We start from the raw sequence: 19,188 nt of genomic DNA on the forward strand, positions 1-19,188 counted from the left end.
TTTTATTTACAGACTAATATAATTCCAGAATTCTTCGGCATGAGGATACTCCGCAATATAGCAGTCTGCCATTTCCTTCAGTTCTGTTTGCTGTTCCTCGTGGACATCATACACTGCTGTTGCCAAAAACCCGTCTGTTTTTGCGGTTTTCAGTGCGTGCAGCGTATCTTCAAATACCATGGTCTCTGCTTTTTCTGTTTGCAGATGCCTGGCAGCAGCCCGGTAGATATGCGGCTCTTCCTTACTATGTCCTACGGATGCACAAGTAAAAATCCGTGTAAAATAATCCCTGACTCCAAGCCTTTGAAGAGCTGCTGTTACCAGATGTTCATTTGTGACAGTGGCAATGCACATGTTTACACCTCGTCCGCTCAGTTCTTCCAGGAAATCCGCAGCGCCCGGTTTCAGCAAAACCGTATCCAGATAAAAATTTTCCACTATCCGGTCCACATCCCGGATAATTTCCTCCACAGAAAGAGAAACTCCATAGTGCTCTCTGTAATAGTGTGCGGACTGTTCCATGGTAAATGTCTTAAACGTTTCCTTTAAATCTTCTTTTGGTTCTTTTCCAAGAGACCGAAGATAGGTTTCTCCAATCGTATCCCAGATGGCCATGGAATCCAGAAGTGTGCCGTCCAGGTCAAATATTGCGCCTCGGATCATTCTTCCACCGCCTTTCTGGTGAGTGTTTTTAATTCTGCCGTCGCAGTGTGAATATCCTTTGCTCCAAAAATGGAACTGATCACGGCAATCCCACAGATTCCGCTGCCCCTTAATTGGGACACATTTGCCTTTCCGATTCCTCCAATCGCGATAACCGGAATATGAACTGCCTCACAGATATTTTTTAATGTTTCCAGGCTTACATCCTCAGCATCTGCTTTGGATCCTGTCGGAAATACAGCGCCAACGCCAAGATAATCCGCACCTCTTTGTTCTGCCAAAATTGCCTGCTCTACGGTCTGCGCCGATACGCCAAGAATCTTTTCATCTCCAAGAACAGCCCTCACATCCCCGGCCTCCATATCACTTTGTCCCACATGCACACCATCCGCATCCATTTTACGGGCAATGTTTACATTGTCATTGATCACAAACGGGACATGGTAACGCCTGCAGAGCTCTTTGATCTCAATGGCTTCCTTTAAAAAATTTTCCTCATCCAGTTCCTTTTCGCGCAGCTGAATAAACGTGGCGCCGCCTTTTAATGCCTCTTCCACTTGCTCGTAAAGGGTCTGTTCTCCCAGCCAGGAACGGTCCGTAACTGCATAGAGTAATAAATTTTTTCTATCGCACTTCATACTTTGCTCCTTTGTTCAATGTCTCTGCATCCATGTTGTATATCGCATCAATGATGCGGTTGCGGTAGGATGCATTTCCCTCCCCTGGCTGCATATTTGCAAAACCGATTTCCCCGGCAAGTCCCATAAGGCAGACCGCAGCAGCAACCGCCTCTGTTTTATTTTCCGGATTCGCTGCAGCATACGCTGTTGCCATGCCTGAAAGCTGGCAGCCCGTACCCGTGATCTTACTCATTTCCGGCCTTCCGTTTCGAATGACAAAACATTTCTCCTCATCCGCCACCAGATCGATCGCTCCGGTAATCGCCACAACCGCGCCTGTCCTTGCTGAAAACTCTTTTGCAAAAGCAATCATTGTGTCCAGGTTTTCCTCAGTCACTGTGTCTGCCGCATCCGCATCCACGCCCTTTGTGCTGCCGCTGCCAAGCGCCAATGTTTTGATTTCCGAAATATTCCCGCGAATCACATCAATTTTGATCTTATCCATCAATTTAATAGCCGTATTGGTGCGCAGCGCACTTGCCCCTGCACCAACAGGATCCAAAAGAACCACATGTCCCAATTCATTTGCCTTTGCCCCTGCAATCAACATTCCCTCAATGCTGCGCTTATTCAAAGTTCCGATGTTGATATTCAGCCCTTGGCATATGGATGTGATATCTGCGACATCTTCCGGTTCGTCCGACATGATCGGACTTCCCCCGCAGGCAAGCAGAACATTTGCCACATCATTGACCGTCACATAATTGGTGATATTATGTACAAGCGGTGTTGTCTTTTTTACATTTTCAAAACAATTTTCAAACATGATAACCTCTTTTCCCCGAACATTTTTCGGAATATGATGATTCAATTATTCAGCGGAAATCATGGAACATACACAAAAAAGGAAACTACCGATTTGGCAACTTCCTTTCATATTCGCGATTGTCCAGGCATCCCTACGTTGGCATTATCCAAATCAGGTTCATGGGTCGAAGGTCATACCTTCCTCTCAGCCTGTCATACAAGCTCCCCGCTGTTTAATTGTTGAGAATATTGTACACTATTTTTAGTGTAATGACAAGTAAAGAGGGCACAGCCGACGGCCATGCCCACATTTCTTTCTAACACTTTCTATTTTTCATCTTTAATATCTGAATTGTATTATTTCGGCTGCTGCCAGTAATGAAGTTTGGGCAGCATTTCCTCAAAATAGGCTCTTGCCTGCTCTACCGGCCAATTTTCATTTGCCATATGTTCAGCACAAAAATCAATCAATTTTTCAATATTTGTATATGTGAATTTTCCTTCAGCATAACACCATTTGCAGTATTCCTCATTAAATGTACCGTCAGTCTCTTTACTCATAGTAGTGTCATCGAGAGGCATACCGCAACACTGGCAGATCAGTTTCCTCGGAGAACCTAAAAGTGTATTAATAGAAACGCCAAACAGTTTTGACAACAATTTCAGCGTTTCTGTATTTGGTATGGTTCCACCGGTTTCCCAACGGGAGACTGCCTGGCGTGTGACATGAATTTTTTCTGCAAGTTCATCCTGAGATAATTTGTTCTTAGTACGTAGTTCCAAGATAACATCTTTTGTTTCCATAATAAATCATCACCTCCATACAAATACTATATCAATACAGTCTATAAAAGAAAAGCAACTCTCTGTTGCTAAAAAATGATGATTTGTTATTTTCTCTAAGTTTCCTTATCGCTTGTTCCTCTCGAAATTCCAGCTTATTTCCATTCTATAAACTGAAATTTATCACATTTCAACTATATTTGCTGTTCGGATTGTAATCCTATCACTTATATTTGAACTGGCCGTTTTTGACCACCATCTTGTTTTTACCGCTTACATTGATTCCTCTTAATAATGCAATGTATCTCTTCATATCATTTTTTACTCTTCCGGAATGGTTTCAGGAAAAGGAACCATCCAAAAATCATAAGATCCGATAACAACGCCGGAATCAGATCACTCCAGTAAATCGTTTGTCCTTGAATGATTTCCGCCGTATACTCCCCGACAAATACAGGAATCAGATTGTTGTTTAAAAAGTGTACAACCACCATCAAGAAAAAATTGAGAATATTATTAAGCAAATAGATCCAGATAATGGGTTCTCTTTCCTTTTAATCCATAGGCCACTCTTTTTTCATTGTCTGAACCTAAAAGTAAAATCCAGAAAATCACGCTGCTCATGATCAGAAGTGCCTGAATGATTATCTGCCAGACAGAAGTTTCCGTTTTCCCCGACTGTATCGTAATTGGGCAAAATACGAAAACCACTGCACACAGAATCATACTAGCTGTAAGCAGGATAAAAAACAGAAAGAACGCCTTTGGAAGATTTTTATTTCCATTTGTGTCATCTTCATAACATCTCCTCAGGTCTTATTGATTTTCTGTCTCCAAAATCTCTTATTTTCCCTTTAATCTCTGAATAAATTTATCTACTTCCTGATACATCGTTTTACTATTAATTACCTTTGCTAAATTCACAAAACCTTTTCCTGTCGTATTATCTCTGATCATTGTTTGTGAAATTATCCCATATAGGAGTTGCTGTAACTCCTTTCCGAATAATCGAAATCTTCTCTGTTTCATTATATAATCCTCTCGGATAGCCACAAAATACAATCTCTTCCATTGCCGAAAACTTTTCGTATTCTTCATTTGTTGGTATCATTGCTGGTCCTATACCCATATAATAAACGTCAATATTTTTGTTTTGCAGATTTCCTATTGTTTCTGCCATTAGCATGGCTACCAAATCTAAATCTCCCAACTGAAAAGTTTCAACAATTGAACTATCAAACTGAAGTTTTGTTGTTTTAGTTGATGCTATTCCTTTTTCCTAAATGTGTAATTCCATAAAACAGGACGCTGCATTTTCTAAAACATGATAACTTGTAATCAATAATGGAATAGCATTTTCCTATCTACCTTAATCGAAAAAATAAATCCTGTTCCACCAGTAAGTGAACCATCCGCCCTTTCGGCATAAAACGGGACAACTGTATAAAGTAACTGTGAGAAAACATCATGCTTACTCTTATTCATTTTCAACTTTCCTTTCTTCTGTTTCATCAAAATTTCTGTAATATCTCTCTTTTAAATACAACTCTCAATATTTATATTTTGATTATAAAATAATTTTAAAAATTTTTTTATTGGATCTATACTGATTAAGAGGACACATTATGTAAATATACATTACAATTAAGCAGACACAAAAAAGGAGATATCTACAGATGTCCACAAACAACAAAGGTATCTGCTATGACGAAGACTCCAAAAGAACTCTTGTCAATCTCTACCAAGCCGGCGGTAAAACACAAGCAACATTCTGCAAAGAATACGGAATTGCTCCTATGGCGTTAAACCGCTGGATTAAACAATACTCAACTGTTCAAATCGATGATGGTAAAGTTTTAACCGCTAAGCATGTAAAACATTTTCAAAAGCGAAATGTCCAACTTGAAAAAGAACTACTCATATTAAAAAAAGCGATTGCCATCTTCACGCCACACTCAAACAACGATTAGAAACTGCTCATAAGCTCCGTTTTCAACACCATATTAAAACTCTATGTGAATCCCTCGGTGTTAATCCTGGTACTTATTACAAACATTACAATTCGGAACCAGCTGATCGTACCATAGAAAACCAGAAGATTTCCAAATGCATTCTCCAGATTTATGCTGACTGCAACAAACGTCTCGGTGCATATAAAATCACTTACATTCTTCAGCGTCATATGGCATAAACATCAGTGTCTGACGAGTGTACCGATTGATGCGAACCCTCAAATTACCACGTATGTCTATGGACAAAATCATAGCTTGGGACATTTCAGGCAAGCCCGAGGTTGATCTTGTTATGAATGCATTCAAAAAAGCTTATGATAATCGAAACTTTCCCCCAAGACTTATGTTTCATTCTGATCGAGAATCTCAATATACCGCCTCTTCATTTAGTCAACTATTAGATTCTCTTAATGTGGTGCAATCATTTTCAAAAAAGGGCTATCCTTTCGATAATACTTGCTTGACTATACTCCAGTAATTATTTATCTTTATTATTCTTATCATTTTTATTCAAATGCGTGGTTGATAAACATAAAAATGACGAACCTAGGCATAAAAATATTACTGCTGTATTAGTATTCTTATCAATAAAATTCACTATTGATATAATGTAATAACATATTGAGGCAGCTAGAAAACATAAAAAACATATTTTCTCTCTTTTATCTTTTTTCATAATTTCTCCACCTTTCAAATTCAAATCTTCACATTACTGGAATTCTCCGTTGCATTTAATCCTTCCAGCTGATTACTGTTCTTATATCCAGAGTCCTTACCTATTATACTTTTAAACTTGTAACATTCTCTTTACTCAGCTTTTCTTTCCAGGCTAAGCAAATAATATCGATAAGTTATATAGCCAATGGATGTCATAAAAACCAAAATAAAAGCTACATTATCTTTCAAAGTTCTGAAATAAAGAGCAAAAAAAACAAATCCGATACTTTGAATCATAATTTTAAATTTTCTATCTTCAAGTTTTCCCATTTTAAATAAACAATAGCGAATTCCTATTACTGCCGGAGAAAACACGATTGCTATTATAATCAGGAATATGGTTTGCTTATTAGTAGCAAATTTCTTTAATATATTTCTCTCTTTATTGTCAATCTCCAAACATTGGTACAACAGACTTAGTGACGCCTCATCAGGTACGCTTTTTCCCAACTCCCATTTTGAAATAGTCTGTCTGGTAACATATACAGAATTTGCTAGTTCTTGCTGCGTCATTCCTTTTTTTATTCTCGCCTCTTTTATCATTTCTGAAAGTTCCATATATCCTCCACTATCTACTGTTAGTATTCAGGACGCTACTAACAGCACTAACCGCTCCAATACATATTATTATAGTGAAACTCGTATCCCATTCCCGCTCAAATAGAAATCCATATATACATATAAAAGCAAAAGCAATAAAGAAAATCCACCTGAACACTTTTGGATAACGATTTGATACTTTTATAATGTACATTACAACTGGCACTAGCAACAATCCAGCTATACCAAATAATCCAATGGTAACCATCCAAAAGATATACTTCTTATTTTTTTCCATAAATCTCAACATAACTAAAACCTCCTTTATTTTATACTCACATTTTAGGAAGTCTGTCTGCTAAAGTCACGCAACGGTCACCATAATTAACGCAACATCTACCTTGTATCTTCATAATAATTATGATTATTTCTACTTTCTCAGATGTTCTGCTGTAACTATGCTCTATACGCTCTATTGGTATTATATTTTTACAATTATTCTGTTATTCTAATGGAAATCCTCGCTTTTTACTCTGTAAACTTCAAAGTTTCTTTATTCGTATTTTACCATAGTTCACACCAAAGCGCTATTCCTGTACCAGCAAAGAACAGCTTTTCGACTACTCTCTACCTTACACATATACAATATCTTTCAGCACACTTTCCTCTACATTGGTTTTGATATTATTCATTAATGCACCCCATTTCATCTGGTCCTGTTCGTTTGGCGATTCTGTCACACCTTGTTTTTCTGCCATTTGTTTCATTTTTTCGTTTTTATATCAAATATTCAAGTGTACTTTTATCTACATTTTCAGCTATAAAATCTCTTCTGTCATGAGCTAATGCACCAGCTCCAACCATACCACTAATTGTTCTTTTCATTATCTTTTTATCTCACCTGCCATTCTTAAAAGAGTGCCAGATATGGCGAACAAAAGTTTTCTCGCCGGATACAGCGATTTTGTTACTTTTGTCAAAGGTAACGCAAAAGCACTTTTGATAGCCTACATTCATCAAAAGTACCCTTGTGCCCTGCCGGAGGCTATTTCCTCCCGTTGATCAGATTGTTTCCGATGGAATCCGAAGAATATGACCAATAGCGATACAACTATCCAAAAAACATAAAATAAAACCAACGAAAAAAGGCCTTACCAAATTGATTTCACTCAATTCAGTAAGACCTTTTTTGTCGGTTTCACACATATCACTCGATAACCAATGGATTCTTGACAAATAATACAAAATACCCATTGTTATCATTTTATTGTCAAATAGAAGTTTATTTGCTCTCAAACGCCATGTTTATAAGGGTTTTCTCAATTTGTTTACTATTCGAACTCGCAAAATTAAATTTAGTTCTATACAGTTTTGTATAGGAGATTTGGTTTTATTTGATTTTATTTATTTCCAACTGTCATATCTCTATGGCCTGTTTCTGCTAGTGTTATCAATCTGTTATCACGATTTTGTTATCAAAATTACAGCTATATTTCAAATTTTAAATCTAGCATTTGGCAAATTAATCAATACAACCACTTCCCAATACCACACTCGCAAAATCATCTCCAATAAGTAACGCTTTATTACTATTGTCTTTAAGTTCTAATATCATTTGATGTTTAAACTCATTATAGCTTAATAAAGTATATATCACCTCTAGCGAATCATACCCTTTTCCCACATAAAAATTAATTGTATCAATTAAGGAAAATCTATATGCAGGTGCGGTGTTGCCTCATCCAGATGGAGATGAGCGGAAAACACACGCAAGGCAGGATTCCGTTCCTGAAAACCTTTTATATATTCATCCCATATTCTTGCTGCAATCTGTCCATCAGGCGTTTCCGCTCCCATATCATTTTTATTTCCAATCTGAAGGATTATCTCATGAAATGGTTTTTCCTGCTTTCCAGAACGGATTTTTTCATAATGATTTTCGATCTTTCCTTGTCTGCTTTACATTATACCTTTCAAGTGCCTCATCAAATAATTCATGGTATATTTCTTGAATATCCTGATTGCAGTATTCCACATTCCAGTGACTCCGTTTCGGATCTGTATTCTTTGCATGGAATTTTCTGCTGTTGTGGTTGACAAAGCCTTGCCCTGTTATAAAGCTGATTGTCCTCTTCAATAACTCTCCTTTCTCCCTTTTCCACGAATCAGCACTGTATTCTCTTCCGGCCAGTAATCTGCCATATCCAGAGCGGAAAGTTCTCCCACCCGAAGCCCCAGACAGAAAAGCAGCTCGATTATACACATATTCCGGACAGCCAGTCTTTCTTTATATTCTGACCAGGCCTGCTGATACTGGAAAGTAGCCGCCAGAATCAGCTCTTTAATCTCTTCCCTGGATAATGTCCTGGGCAATGTCCTTGGCAACTGAAATTTTCTGGCCGTGAACCGGAAGAAAATCTCATTTAAGTTCAAAACCATTCTGAGATAATCACAATACTGCTGAATGGAAACATATTTTCTGCGGATAGAACGGGGTGCTAATTCTATCTCATTCTGCATATAAAAAAATATTCATAGATGCTCCGGTCATTGATATCCCCGTAATGCCGTCTTTCCAGCCACCTGGAAAAATTCTGCAGGTCATTTTTATAGGCATACAGGGTATTGGATGACAAGTTTCTCTGCACAAAAAGCATATCAATAAAGTCCTGGATCAGGACTTCCTGTTGTTCCTTATTATATTCCATAGGCCCCTCCATTTTTCTCCTATCTGTTCATACAATTCCAATGATACCTTCTTATCCTTTTACTGTCCGGGGAGGGTGTCTGAAGAAAAATCCCGGAGGCTTGTTTTTTGGCGAGCAATTTTCCCCATTTTCATCGTTATGATTCCCTAAAATCAGCGTTGTATATTCATGCAGTTTCAAAGAATATCAATACATTTCCAAAAAATCAAGGACGCATTCGCGCCGCTATCGCGGTTAAAATCCTTGATTTTACGGTAATGTATCGATAATGGTAATCAAGGCATGAATGAGTAATTATAATTGTCTGACAATGATGATTTTAAGGAAGTGCCGCGCCAATTATGAGGAATTGACCTCGCTCATAAACAAGGCTTCCGTTCCCGCTGTCTGTCCATATCATACCTTATATAAATTATAGTGTATGAATGGCCGAAAAAAAGGACCCTGCACTGTCTTTTCAAAGGCAGTACAAAGTCCTTTCCCTTCTTTTTTCTCTTATGCCAGTCCCTTTTCCTCTAACCAGTTATCCAGAGTCCTTTTTCCTCTTTTCATCTTAAGGGTTCGGATCTGGAACTCCAGAATGGTCAGCAGGGTAAAGACGATCCACAAAACGGTCAGGAATATTACGGCTTCCTGAATACTTTCTCCTCCTGATATGGTACTTCGGAAGGCTTCCACCGTATAAGTGAACGGTACCCAGTCATGAAGATAAGGGACAAAGCTTCCGGACAGTTCCAGGGGGTAGGTTCCCACAGAACCTGCCAGCTGGATCACCATAAATACCAGCATCAGGAAACTTCCCACTTTGCCAAAAGTATTGGTAAAGAAATACATCACAGACATAAAAGCCACCGAAGCCAGACAGGCCACCGCCAGGGTTTTCCCCATTTCCACCGGCTCAAAACCGTCACACAGATGAAGCATAAAGATCATCACCGCTGCCTGGAGCAGGGCAATCAGATACAGTACCGATGCCTTGCTTCCCCACCAGGCCAGACCGGATTTCAGCTTTCCGCTGTACTTTGTCAGCGGATACATAAGACTAAAGGCAATACAGCCTACCCAAAGTGCCACAGACATCATATAGGGGGCCATGGCATGGCCGTTATTTTCTACCCTGGTGATCTGTGTTTCTTTTGTTTCCACAGGAGCTGCAAACATATCCGCCGTATCTTCTCCTTTATTCGTATCCCGGATCTGTTTTGCCCCCTCTGCCAGACTGTCTTTTAAAGTCCTAGTTCCTTCCGCCAGCTGTTCAATCCCGGATCCAAGAGTTTTACTTCCATCATGAAGCTGGGAAGCTCCGCTGCTGATCTGGGAGGCTCCGTCCTCCAGCTGTACCGCTCCTCCAAGAAGAGCCTGATTGTTTGCAATAAGCTGGCCGGTTCCCTGGGACAACTTGCTGGTTCCGGCTACCAAGGTATCCATACCCGCCGAAAGAGTTCCTGCTCCCTGAGAAAGGGTCTGGGCTCCTGTCTTCAGACTTCCAGTTCCCTGTTTCAGATCCTTTGCTCCCTGGGACAGCTGTTCCACTCCCTGGGAAAGAGCCGGAAGCTGTCCCTGCATTTCCTGTACTCCTTTATCCAGATCAGAACTCCCCTGTACCAGACGGCCAAATCCCTCATCCAGCTGCCCGGCTCCCTGTACCAGTGCTTCCGTTCCCTGTGTCTTCAGTGCTCCGGCTCCATCCTTTGCACTCTGGATTCCGCCGGCAAGTGCAGGTGCCGCCTCAGTCAGCTGTTCTACTCCCCGGTTCACTTCTCCACTTCCCTGGGTAAGACGGTCAGCACCTTCCCTCAGCTGAGACAGACTGTCTCCAACCTGTGTGCCGATTCCGCTCTTCAGCTGCTCCATGCCGCTGTCCACTCCTGCCAGATACTGTTCTCCGGCTGTTTCTGTCTGAGCAGACAACTGTCCCAGACCTTCTGATAATGCCTGAAGACCCTTTACCACACTGCTCAGGTCTGTAGAATTTTCCCCTGCCAAACCGGCCCCGGTCATATCCCGGGCCTGCCGGGCTGCCTCTGCCATGGTCTGCTGATCCTGAGACAGGGCGGCACTGCTGTTCCCAAGAGCCTGAGAAGCTTCCTGGAGACGGTTTCCCGCCTCATTGGCTGCATCGGCGTTTTGCTGTGCAGCTGCCACTGCCTCCCAGGCAACGGATGCCACTGCATCTATATCTCCTGAATCAATTGCCTGCTGCAAGGAATCACTTAAATAAGAGGCGTCTGTACTTTCCACACCTCCCAGATTTTCTGCCGCAGCCTGGGCTGCCTCTGCCTGGTTTCCGGCTTCCTGGGCATTCCTCTCTAAAGTATCGCCCAGCTGGTCCCCACTTCCTGTTTCCTGGGACATGCTCTCCGTTCCCTGAATCCCCGCAAGGAGCTGATCGGCACTGGATTTTAACTGGTCCGCGCCCTCTTTCACAGAGTCAAAAACCTGTTTTCCTCCATCCTGCAGCTGTCCGTTTACCTGATCAATACTGGCAGAAATGCCGGGGACTACCTGTTCTTCCAGAAGCTTCATTCCCTGGGAAAGCTGAGCTGCCCCTTCATAGACCTCATTTGTACCTTCCTGAAGTTTCTGTGTCTGCCCGGGAAGCTGGGATGCTGCACTGTTCAGCTGATCCAGTCCTTCCTGTAAAGATGCAAGACCCCTGTCTGTCTGTTCAGCTCCTGCCTTCAGACTTTTGCTTCCCTCTCCCGCTGTCTTGACACCTGCGGCAAGCTGGGAAGACCCCTGGGATAATGCCCGGACTCCCTGAGAAAGTCCCGGGATCTTTCCTTCTAACTGTCCCATGCCCTCTTCCAGGGACTGGGCTCCTGCATCCAGGCTTTCACTTCCGCCGGCAAGTTCTTTTGCCCCGCTGTCCAGGGTTTTCGTCCCCTTGTTCAGTTCACTGGCCCCATCCTGAAGTTCACGTGCTCCCTTGTCTGCGGCTGTTACTCCATCTGTATAAGTCTTTAGTCCCTCTTCTAGGGTCTGACTGCCATCTCTGAATACCAGAGTACTATCTGCCAGAACCTGTAAATTCTCTTCGATCTGTTCATTTCCTGAGGCAAGTGCCCGAGTTCCCTCCTGGAGCTTCCCGGAACCATCTGCCGCTTCCTCCATTCCGTCCCCGGCCTTACCGATCTGTTCAAAAACCGCTTCTGCATAGGTGCGGGTAACTTCTTCCCGGACAGAACTCTGGATTTTCTCCATAGCTGTCTCGCTCATCTTAGAAGCAATGTAATTGGTACCCGGGTTTGTTTCATAAGAAAGTTCCATTTTTTCAGGTTTTTCCCGGGTAAGGGTGGCTGCATTGGCTGAAAAATCCTCCGGTATGGTAATGACCATATAATAACTTCCGTCTTTCAGCCCCTGCCGGGCCCTTTCCTTATCTGTAAAAGAAAAATTCAGAGAACTGTCCTCTTTCAGATTCTCCACCATTTCTTTTCCTATGTTTAATGTTTCTCCCTCATATTCTACCGGTTTATCCTCATTCACCACAGCCACGGGCAATTTGTCCATATTGCCATAAGGGTCCCACATGGATCCCAGAAAAAGGGTGGTATAAATGGTAGGAATTGCAATAATCGCAACAATAACTACCAACATGAGTTTATTACTCAGTAGCTTTTTCCACTCTAGTTTCAGCATTCTCCTGTCTCCTTTCTGTCTGCGCAACTAGTTATAGTTTAATAGATACTATGTTGATTATTTACACATACTGCATTATACTAGGGTTATAAATACCTTACAACCGACAATAATCCTTCGTTGCGTCTATTAATAGACAAAATGTCTATCTAGTGTCTATGGTTTATAATTTTTTTATATTTTCGAAAGGAGAAATCTATGAAAGAAAAAACTGACCGGAGAATCCGCAAAACAAAAGCCCAGCTTCGAGCAGGGCTTGCAAAACTTATGCAGGAAAAAAGTATTAAAGAAATTACTGTAAAAGAACTGGTAGAGGAAGTGGATATCAACCGTTCTACTTTCTATCTCCATTATACGGATATTTTCAATATGCTTTCCACCATTGAAGAAGAACTGCTGGAAGAGATCCGCCAGACCATTCAGAATCATCCGGTCAGTCCCTTTAACGAATCCAGCTTTCCTTTTATTGAGGATATTTTTCATATCCTGGCAGAAAACAAAGATATCTGCAACGCCTTGCTGGGGCCAAACGGGGATATCGCGTTTATCCATCGCATTGAAAATCTGATTTCCACCCACAGTCTTAACGTACTGCGCCGGACTTTTCCGGACACTATTGAAGACCTGAAATATTCCTATTCTTTCTGTCTTTCCGGCTGCATCGGTCTGGTGAAAACCTGGCTAACATCCGATACCGATGAAACGCCTCAATATATGGCCCAGCTCACCTTCCGGCTGATCATGAACGCCCTCCGTCATATGTATCCTGATAACACGCCCTCACAGACACCTCTGTCAGGTTCCAAAAGCCCTCTGCCGGAATAGATCCGGCAGACACTTCTTCAGGATCTGTGTCTGACCGGGATTTTTATTGCTTTTCCAGAGCTTTCTGATACTCTTCCTTCAGTTCTTTGATTTTTTCCTCCTTTTCCCTGTCATAAAGCTGATTGTCCTCTTCAATAACTCTCCTTTCTCCCTTGTCGGGTAGTAATCAGCGCCGGATACGGCGCACAGGCTTTGTTACTTTCGCCGAAAGTAACTCAAAAGCACTTTCGACAGCCGTTCCGTCCGTCAAAAGCTGCCTTTGCGCCCTGCCGGGAGCTTATCTGTCCTACGGACGGAGCGGCTGATTCAGCCGCCTTGTTTCCGCCGCTATCGCTTTTCGTATTGCAGACGCCACATTTGCCACTGTGCTTTCCTCCCATCCTGCAAGCCATACCAGTGTCCGCATTTCTCCTTTTGTCAGCTCTACCTCTCCAAAAATTTCATTGAGCATAGCAATCTGTCTCGCCTCCATCTCATAAAATTTTTCATTTATATTCCGTGTTCCACGTTCCGGCTGGATAATCATAAAATCCCTCCTTCCGCCTTGTCCGCTATCACAGGAGCGTGCACGCTCCTGTCTCATACCATCAAAGGAAACTTTACCAGCGGAAACTGTCAGGTATCCCACGCCTGTCCAGATATTCCTGCCGGGCTTTTTTCCGTTCCGTCTCTGTTGGTGCAGTCTTAGCCTTTCCATATAACTCACGCAATACCATTGCATCTAATTTCTTCTCCAATCCTATCCTTATCTCATCCATATAGCTGTCGTCCTCCATCAGATGATAGTGGATCAGTTGCACAAACAATTCCTGTGGTATCTGTACCTGTTTCATCCAAAGCTCCTTTCAAGGTGGCAACATTACCTGTTCCTAAAGAAATGGTAATCTTGCCATGTTGAATTATTGTTCCGGCAATACCCACGACCAGTGTCCGCCGGGTTTTATCGACTGGACGCCAAGATCCTTCTTCGCATTCCAGAGCGTTTTCCTTTTAATGCCACGGCTTTCCGACTCTTTAAGGATTACATTCTGTTCAACTGCTCCATCCGCCAATATATCGAGCAGGAACTCTTTCGCCTCTTTTATCTTCTGCCCACGGTTATTGCCGCTCAGCAGATCATCCGCACTGATGTCATATTCCCCGATCCATTCAAATCCGTTCTCTTTATCCAAGCGAAAAGCGATTGATTTTCCCTCTGGTGCAAGGGAGCTTTTTACATGGCAAACTACTCTTGTTTCCGGCTCGTTCTTCACACGCCCTACAATCAGAACACTCCTTGCCGCCGCCTGAAAGTCAATAGAACCAAGCCCCCTATATGAAGATTTTCCGGTGCTATTCTTGTTCATATGACCGATCAGTACAATCGCACAGTGGTATTTTTCTGCCAGCACAGATACCCGCTTCATCAGCGGGCGGATTTCATTTGCCCGGTGCATATCTACTTCTGCTCCAAGAAAACTCTGGATCGGATCTAAGACTATAAGACGAGCGTTTGTCTGCCGGATTGCCTGTTCCAGACGTTCATCTAACATTGTCAACGGCTGTTCACTATCATCAATGACAAGCACTTTAGAGCAGTCTGCCCCTGCCGCCAGAAGACGGGGCTTTATAGTATCTCCCAGCCCGTCTTCTGCGGTCTGGTAAATCACATTGACTGGCTCGTTTGCCTTTTCTGTGGGTTCTTCCTCTCCCTTCTTTACCGGAAGTACAGGCTCGCCTTTTGTCAGCTTTGCTATGATCTGCAATACCATTGTCGTTTTGCCCTCTCCGGGATCGCCCTGAATAATTGTTACTTTCCCATAAGGGATGAACGGATAGAGCAGCCATTCCACCTGCTCCACCGCAACATCCTCCATATTGATCAGCCGGAGTCCCGGCTCTGCCTTTCGGTTTTTCAAATTTACCTCCATTTCCGGTTGAAAGCATTATGGGACTCTGGTAGAATACAGATAGATTGATTTTGGTATTTTACCAAGTCCCAGCCTTTAGGTGTTTGCCGACACTTAAAGGCTTTTTTCATCTTTCATACCCTGCATTGTATTTGTGATTAGTTCAATCGTATCTAATAAGTCTCTGGAAACGCCAGCGCCTGCCTCTATGCGTTCCAACTGTTCCAGTACCTTTGCCAGTTCATTTTTCAGAGCTTTATACACTTTCGGATTTCCAACCACTACAACTTCTTTTTCCTGCAGACGGCGGATAATATAATCCTGCTTTGTCAATCCTGACAGCCGCACAGCCGCCTCAAGCTGTTCATCTTCTTCCGGCGATACCCGGAACGCTACAATCTTATTTCTCCAACGCCCCTGCCGATCCAAAACTTTTACTGACATTCCTTGTTTTCTCCTTTCTCTGTTCTGTTCCCTGTTCTCTCAACATTAAGCCTGTCTGCCATTTCTGTCTGCTTTGAGGGGAATAGGTGTGCATACCGGTAAGTGATTTTTTCACTTTCGTGTCCTACCCGGTCTCCAATCGCCAGGGCAGTAAACCCCATATCTATCAATAGGGAAACATGGCTGTGACGAAGGTCATGGATCCTGATCCGTTTTACCCCGGCAGCCTTACATCCCCTGTCCATTTCATGTGATAAATAGTGTTTCGTCACCGGAAACAGGCGGTCTGTTGGTTTCAGGCTGTAATACAGCTTCATACAATCTTCCATTTCCTCAGACAGAAATTGAGGCATTTTAACCACCCGGTTACTTTTCTTCGTCTTCGGGCTGGTAATCACATCTCTGCCCTTTAACCGCTGATAGGATTTATTGATCGTTACCGTCTGGTTATGAAAGTCAAAATCCGCTGGCGTCAGTGCCAACAGCTCGCCCTCCCTGATCCCACACCAGTAGAGCATTTCAAAAGCATAGTAGGAAAGCGGCTTGTCCATCATTGCCTCCGCAAATTTCAGATATTCTTCTTTTGTCCAGAACAACATTTCCTTGCTTTCCTCCGCTCCCATTGTTCCTGCCTTTCTCGCCGGATTGATATTCAGATCATAGTAACGGATCGCATGGTTGAAAATAGAACTCAACTGTCCGTGGATTGTTTTCAGATAGGTGGGAGATACGGGTTTGCCTGTTTTCCCATTCTGACTCCGCATTTCATTCTGCCAGTCGATCACATCTTTTGCCGTGATCTCAGACAGTTTTCTTTGCCCCAGATAGGGAAGAATTTTGCTTTGAATAATGCTTTCCTTTGTAAGCCATGTGTTTTCTTTCAATCGTGGACGCACGTCTGCCTCATACAATTTGCAGAAACTTTCTAATGTCATATCCATATTTGCCTGTTTCTGTAACTGAAACTGCCGTTCCCACTCCTGCGCCTCCCGCTTAGTAGCAAACCCACGCTGGCATTTCTGCTTACGCTCCCCTTTCCAGTCTTTATAGCGCACCATTGCATACCATGTTCCATTTTTCTCAGTTTTGTATACCGGCACTTCTAATTCCTCCCTTCGTATGACTGTGTACCGTAAAACTGTTCATAAAAGAACTTGCGGTCAATCCTGCCGGGGATCGTAACACATCCCGTTTTTTCCAGTTCTTTGTTGAGTTTTCGGATCAATTTGTAAGCATAAGACTCGGAAACATCCAGTGCCTCCATGACTTCGCTTACTCGCATAAACATTTTCTCCATAGGCTACCTCTCTTTCTTATTTGTTCTATACATTTTTGTATAGTCGCATATTACTATACTTTTCTGTATTGGTCAAGTGGTTTTAAAGAAATTTCTATACTTTTTTGTATTGGTTTTTCTTGATTGTTCCTATACTTTTATGTTATACTCAACCTATCAAAAGACTTCAGATAGGAGAATGGTTATGGCTATTGGCGAAAGAATCCATTATTTCCGGCTGCTCCGTGGCTTTACACAGAAATATCTGGGCAAACTTCTGGGTTTTAGCGACTCTCAGGCAGACGTCCGTATCGCCCAGTATGAAAAAGGCGCACGCAGCCCGAAAGAGAAATATTTAAACGCACTGGCACAGATTTTTGAGGTATCGCCTCACGCTTTGAATGTTCCCGATATTGACACGGATATTGGACTTATGCACACTCTCTTTACACTGGAAGATACCCGTGGTCTGAAAATCGGAAAACTGGACGGCGAACTCTGCCTCCGACTGGACAAAGACACCGGAATGACCTACCACAGTATGTGGGATATGTTTAACGCATGGTATCAGCAAGCAGAGAAACTGGAGTCCGGCGAGATCACCAAAGAAGAATACGATCAGTGGCGCTATACCTATCCCAAAATGGAGTGGGAACAGACCCGCCGGGATCTGGACGCTCTTCGTGAAAAGCGGAAAGCTGAAAGCAATACAGATTAAAAAAGCCACCAAAAAAGGTCTTGCCAAATTGATTTCACTCAATTCAGTAAGACCTTTTCTATTGGTTTCAGTTAGATTTCACCTGATAACCTCTGGCGGGAAATGAATAAATGCCTTTCAGCCAGTGTTATCATTTTGTTATCAAACGGAACTCTAATACGTCTCAAACGCCCTTTTTATGCGGGTTCTCAGATTCCTTTACTTACTCGAACTCCCTGCAACTATAACTTAATTGTTAAATATGTAATTGCTTTTTGCCAATTTTTATATTCAAAATATCCAAATTTCACGCCCTATTCATAGTTTCCAAGCAAACAGGTATCATACGGGTATCACAAATACTTCTCCTTAATCACCTATCTACATGGCGCTAGCACCATGTAATTATATACAACAAAAACAATTTAATCGCTCCACACACTCTAAAGCGTAACATTACATCGAGTCAAATTTTCCAAAAATTTAAAATTTCTTGCGTTATTTTTACTCTGTCAGACCGGAAATATTATTTCCGATTTGGTTTCCTTTTAATGATTAACAGTTTCATATAATCATCAAATTCAGCAGTATTAGTTGGTTCAAACATCACCCATTTCCCATCACGATATGTTTTCGCCTCATCATACTGCCTGCAGATGGAATCTGAAAGTGTATCTCTTATATCTTCAAATTTTTCTCTTTCATCATTCCCAAAAATAATCATAAAACCAACGCAGTTACTTTTTGCGTATAGGCAGCAAAGAGTTCTTCCACCTTTACGATATTTGTACTCATAGGTCCAATTTTTACCACCTGTATTCCACAATCTTTCCATATCATATTTTTCATCGATGGCCGAACATAACTCTTTCCAAACCACAAATAAAGATTGTCCAAGTAATTCGATCATAGTTGATTGTGATGGTATATTTTCAAGCATTGTATTTCCTCCTCAAATATTAGTTTCTTTTTGTGAACAAATATACCAAAATACAAAGCATAACACAGCATATTATGCACAAACACCCCACTGATTTACACAACTTGTTTTCATCATATTTTTCTGTTCTTCTTTCGGCAATGTATTATAGCCAGCTATTAACCATTTCCCCTTTCCTTGAAATAAAAAACACTGATAACGAAAAACATCACCGCAAAAAGAGAATCACTCTTTCTGCAATCATTTTTATTCACCTCAAAACTTGCACTTTATTACTCTTGATAATTCCCTTTCAAATTTTTCATAGCAGAAGGATTGTTTGCAAGAATTACACCGACAATGGGACAGACTTCTATTTCAGGACAGTTTCCGCAAGTGGAAACACTTTTTTTAGCGCACACTTCCGAATTTCGCACAGATTCTCGCAAAATACTGTTTTCACGCCTCTCACACGGCATCCCTCGCAGTTAATATGTTCCGGCAAAATAGGCGCACTATTCAAATCTGCCCACTGTTTTGCCGTTTCCTCACGCAGATCCTGATCATCATTGACTGTTGCAATATATGCATTGCATTTTTCACAATCAAGCCCACAATATCCAATCATATCTTTCATAGGTTATCT

The 19,188-nt window shown here is 41.9% G+C and carries 25 protein-coding genes, 3 pseudogenes and 1 riboswitch; of the genes and pseudogenes, 5 read left to right on the forward strand and 23 right to left on the reverse strand.

Annotated features, from left to right (window positions below; genetic code table 11):
• Positions 1-6 precede the first annotated feature (6 nt).
• From B5F18_RS05115 to B5F18_RS05150, 6 genes are all read right to left on the reverse strand, one after another.
• Positions 7-663, reverse strand: a complete 657-nt coding sequence (locus tag B5F18_RS05115; RefSeq protein WP_087156600.1) for an HAD family hydrolase — start codon at positions 661-663, stop codon at positions 7-9.
• Positions 660-1,301: a thiamine phosphate synthase gene (gene thiE, locus B5F18_RS05120; protein ID WP_087156601.1), complete on the reverse strand. Its 642-nt coding sequence runs from the start codon at positions 1,299-1,301 to the stop codon at positions 660-662. The genes B5F18_RS05115 and thiE overlap by 4 nt, the downstream gene beginning before the upstream one ends.
• Positions 1,288-2,109 (reverse strand): hydroxyethylthiazole kinase, encoded by an 822-nt coding sequence (thiM, locus tag B5F18_RS05125; protein ID WP_087156602.1) that lies wholly within the window; start codon positions 2,107-2,109, stop codon positions 1,288-1,290. Before thiM ends, thiE begins: the two co-directional genes overlap by 14 nt.
• A gap of 110 nt (positions 2,110-2,219) precedes the next feature.
• A riboswitch (TPP riboswitch) is annotated at positions 2,220-2,329 on the reverse strand.
• A gap of 118 nt (positions 2,330-2,447) precedes the next feature.
• Entirely contained in the window at positions 2,448-2,894 is a 447-nt protein-coding gene (locus tag B5F18_RS05130) for a zinc ribbon domain-containing protein (RefSeq protein ID WP_087156603.1), read from the reverse strand.
• A gap of 202 nt (positions 2,895-3,096) precedes the next feature.
• A complete protein-coding gene (locus B5F18_RS13050; protein WP_087156604.1) occupies positions 3,097-3,186 on the reverse strand; it encodes a DUF1697 domain-containing protein in 90 nt (29 codons plus the stop codon).
• A gap of 630 nt (positions 3,187-3,816) precedes the next feature.
• Complete coding sequence (locus tag B5F18_RS05150) at positions 3,817-4,053, reverse strand: hypothetical protein (RefSeq protein ID WP_087156607.1); 237 nt, start codon at positions 4,051-4,053, stop codon at positions 3,817-3,819.
• A 496-nt stretch (positions 4,054-4,549) separates the two neighbouring features.
• On the opposite strand from B5F18_RS05150, the gene B5F18_RS05155 reads away from it, so the two are divergent.
• Together B5F18_RS05155 and B5F18_RS12970 are read left to right on the forward strand one after the other, a co-directional pair.
• The gene (locus tag B5F18_RS05155; RefSeq protein ID WP_087156608.1) at positions 4,550-4,843 is read left to right on the forward strand and encodes a transposase; all 294 of its coding nucleotides are present in this window, start codon (positions 4,550-4,552) and stop codon (positions 4,841-4,843) included.
• A gap of 334 nt (positions 4,844-5,177) precedes the next feature.
• Positions 5,178-5,363, forward strand: coding sequence for a hypothetical protein (locus B5F18_RS12970; protein WP_334293332.1), 186 nt, complete (start codon positions 5,178-5,180; stop codon positions 5,361-5,363).
• On the opposite strand, the gene B5F18_RS05165 is transcribed toward B5F18_RS12970, so the two are convergent.
• The 4 genes from B5F18_RS05165 to B5F18_RS05180 all read right to left on the reverse strand — a co-directional run bounded on the left by B5F18_RS05165 (position 5,364) and on the right by B5F18_RS05180 (position 6,900).
• Positions 5,364-5,561 carry a hypothetical protein gene (locus B5F18_RS05165; protein WP_087156610.1) on the reverse strand — a complete coding sequence of 66 codons (198 nt, stop codon included), beginning with the start codon at positions 5,559-5,561 and terminating at the stop codon, positions 5,364-5,366.
• 131 nt (positions 5,562-5,692) lie between these two features.
• Complete coding sequence (locus B5F18_RS05170; protein WP_204217071.1) at positions 5,693-6,160, reverse strand: helix-turn-helix domain-containing protein; 468 nt, start codon at positions 6,158-6,160, stop codon at positions 5,693-5,695.
• Between the two features lie 10 nt (positions 6,161-6,170).
• The gene (locus B5F18_RS05175) at positions 6,171-6,452 is read right to left on the reverse strand and encodes a hypothetical protein (RefSeq protein WP_204217072.1); all 282 of its coding nucleotides are present in this window, start codon (positions 6,450-6,452) and stop codon (positions 6,171-6,173) included.
• 322 nt (positions 6,453-6,774) lie between these two features.
• Positions 6,775-6,900: a TnpV protein gene (locus tag B5F18_RS05180; protein ID WP_242955807.1), complete on the reverse strand. Its 126-nt coding sequence runs from the start codon at positions 6,898-6,900 to the stop codon at positions 6,775-6,777.
• A 169-nt stretch (positions 6,901-7,069) separates the two neighbouring features.
• On the opposite strand from B5F18_RS05180, the gene B5F18_RS12825 reads away from it, so the two are divergent.
• Entirely contained in the window at positions 7,070-7,204 is a 135-nt protein-coding gene (locus tag B5F18_RS12825; protein WP_275532809.1) for a hypothetical protein, read from the forward strand.
• 648 nt (positions 7,205-7,852) lie between these two features.
• On the opposite strand, the pseudogene B5F18_RS12975 reads toward B5F18_RS12825, so the two are convergent.
• The 4 genes and pseudogenes from B5F18_RS12975 to B5F18_RS05200 all read right to left on the reverse strand — a co-directional run.
• Positions 7,853-8,258, reverse strand: a pseudogene (locus tag B5F18_RS12975) (plasmid recombination protein); the annotation flags it as partial.
• A gap of 17 nt (positions 8,259-8,275) precedes the next feature.
• On the reverse strand, positions 8,276-8,662 hold the full coding sequence (locus B5F18_RS05190; protein ID WP_087156612.1) for a hypothetical protein: 387 nt from the start codon (positions 8,660-8,662) through the stop codon (positions 8,276-8,278).
• Positions 8,647-8,850 (reverse strand): site-specific integrase, encoded by a 204-nt coding sequence (locus B5F18_RS05195; RefSeq protein WP_158229568.1) that lies wholly within the window; start codon positions 8,848-8,850, stop codon positions 8,647-8,649. Before B5F18_RS05195 ends, B5F18_RS05190 begins: the two co-directional genes overlap by 16 nt.
• A 495-nt stretch (positions 8,851-9,345) precedes the next feature.
• Positions 9,346-12,492, reverse strand: coding sequence for a YhgE/Pip domain-containing protein (locus tag B5F18_RS05200; protein WP_087156613.1), 3,147 nt, complete (start codon positions 12,490-12,492; stop codon positions 9,346-9,348).
• Positions 12,493-12,690: 198 nt separating this feature from the next.
• On the opposite strand from B5F18_RS05200, the gene B5F18_RS05205 reads away from it, so the two are divergent.
• A complete protein-coding gene (locus B5F18_RS05205; RefSeq protein ID WP_087156614.1) occupies positions 12,691-13,317 on the forward strand; it encodes a TetR-like C-terminal domain-containing protein in 627 nt (208 codons plus the stop codon).
• Positions 13,318-13,603: 286 nt separating this feature from the next.
• Here B5F18_RS05205 and B5F18_RS05210 read toward each other — a convergent pair whose 3' ends face one another.
• The 6 genes from B5F18_RS05210 to B5F18_RS05235 form a co-directional block, all read right to left on the reverse strand.
• Positions 13,604-13,843 (reverse strand): hypothetical protein, encoded by a 240-nt coding sequence (locus tag B5F18_RS05210; RefSeq protein WP_087156615.1) that lies wholly within the window; start codon positions 13,841-13,843, stop codon positions 13,604-13,606.
• A gap of 73 nt (positions 13,844-13,916) precedes the next feature.
• Positions 13,917-14,150, reverse strand: coding sequence for a complexin-2 (locus B5F18_RS05215; protein ID WP_087156616.1), 234 nt, complete (start codon positions 14,148-14,150; stop codon positions 13,917-13,919).
• Positions 14,151-14,216: 66 nt separating this feature from the next.
• The gene (locus B5F18_RS05220; RefSeq protein ID WP_087156617.1) at positions 14,217-15,227 is read right to left on the reverse strand and encodes an AAA family ATPase; all 1,011 of its coding nucleotides are present in this window, start codon (positions 15,225-15,227) and stop codon (positions 14,217-14,219) included.
• Between the two features lie 93 nt (positions 15,228-15,320).
• The gene (locus B5F18_RS05225) at positions 15,321-15,650 is read right to left on the reverse strand and encodes a plasmid mobilization protein (RefSeq protein ID WP_087156618.1); all 330 of its coding nucleotides are present in this window, start codon (positions 15,648-15,650) and stop codon (positions 15,321-15,323) included.
• Entirely contained in the window at positions 15,641-16,750 is a 1,110-nt protein-coding gene (locus B5F18_RS05230) for a site-specific integrase (RefSeq protein ID WP_087156619.1), read from the reverse strand. The genes B5F18_RS05225 and B5F18_RS05230 overlap by 10 nt, the downstream gene beginning before the upstream one ends.
• Before the next feature lie 2 nt (positions 16,751-16,752).
• Positions 16,753-16,932 carry a DNA-binding protein gene (locus B5F18_RS05235; RefSeq protein ID WP_442911365.1) on the reverse strand — a complete coding sequence of 60 codons (180 nt, stop codon included), beginning with the start codon at positions 16,930-16,932 and terminating at the stop codon, positions 16,753-16,755.
• A 199-nt stretch (positions 16,933-17,131) separates the two neighbouring features.
• On the opposite strand from B5F18_RS05235, the gene B5F18_RS05240 reads away from it, so the two are divergent.
• Positions 17,132-17,644 (forward strand): helix-turn-helix domain-containing protein, encoded by a 513-nt coding sequence (locus tag B5F18_RS05240; RefSeq protein WP_087156621.1) that lies wholly within the window; start codon positions 17,132-17,134, stop codon positions 17,642-17,644.
• A 505-nt stretch (positions 17,645-18,149) separates the two neighbouring features.
• Here B5F18_RS05240 and B5F18_RS05245 read toward each other — a convergent pair.
• The 3 genes and pseudogenes from B5F18_RS05245 to B5F18_RS05255 all read right to left on the reverse strand — a co-directional run bounded on the left by B5F18_RS05245 (position 18,150) and on the right by B5F18_RS05255 (position 19,179).
• On the reverse strand, positions 18,150-18,563 hold the full coding sequence (locus tag B5F18_RS05245) for a DUF3788 domain-containing protein (RefSeq protein ID WP_087156622.1): 414 nt from the start codon (positions 18,561-18,563) through the stop codon (positions 18,150-18,152).
• Positions 18,564-18,635: 72 nt separating this feature from the next.
• Positions 18,636-18,743, reverse strand: a pseudogene (locus B5F18_RS13055) (DUF3784 domain-containing protein); the annotation flags it as partial.
• Between the two features lie 92 nt (positions 18,744-18,835).
• Positions 18,836-19,179 (reverse strand): annotated as a pseudogene (locus tag B5F18_RS05255) (DUF3795 domain-containing protein).
• Positions 19,180-19,188: the final 9 nt, after the last annotated feature.

The organism is Lachnoclostridium sp. An181, from assembly GCF_002160325.1.
In the GTDB taxonomy this organism is placed as follows: Bacteria; Bacillota; Clostridia; order Lachnospirales; family Lachnospiraceae; genus An181.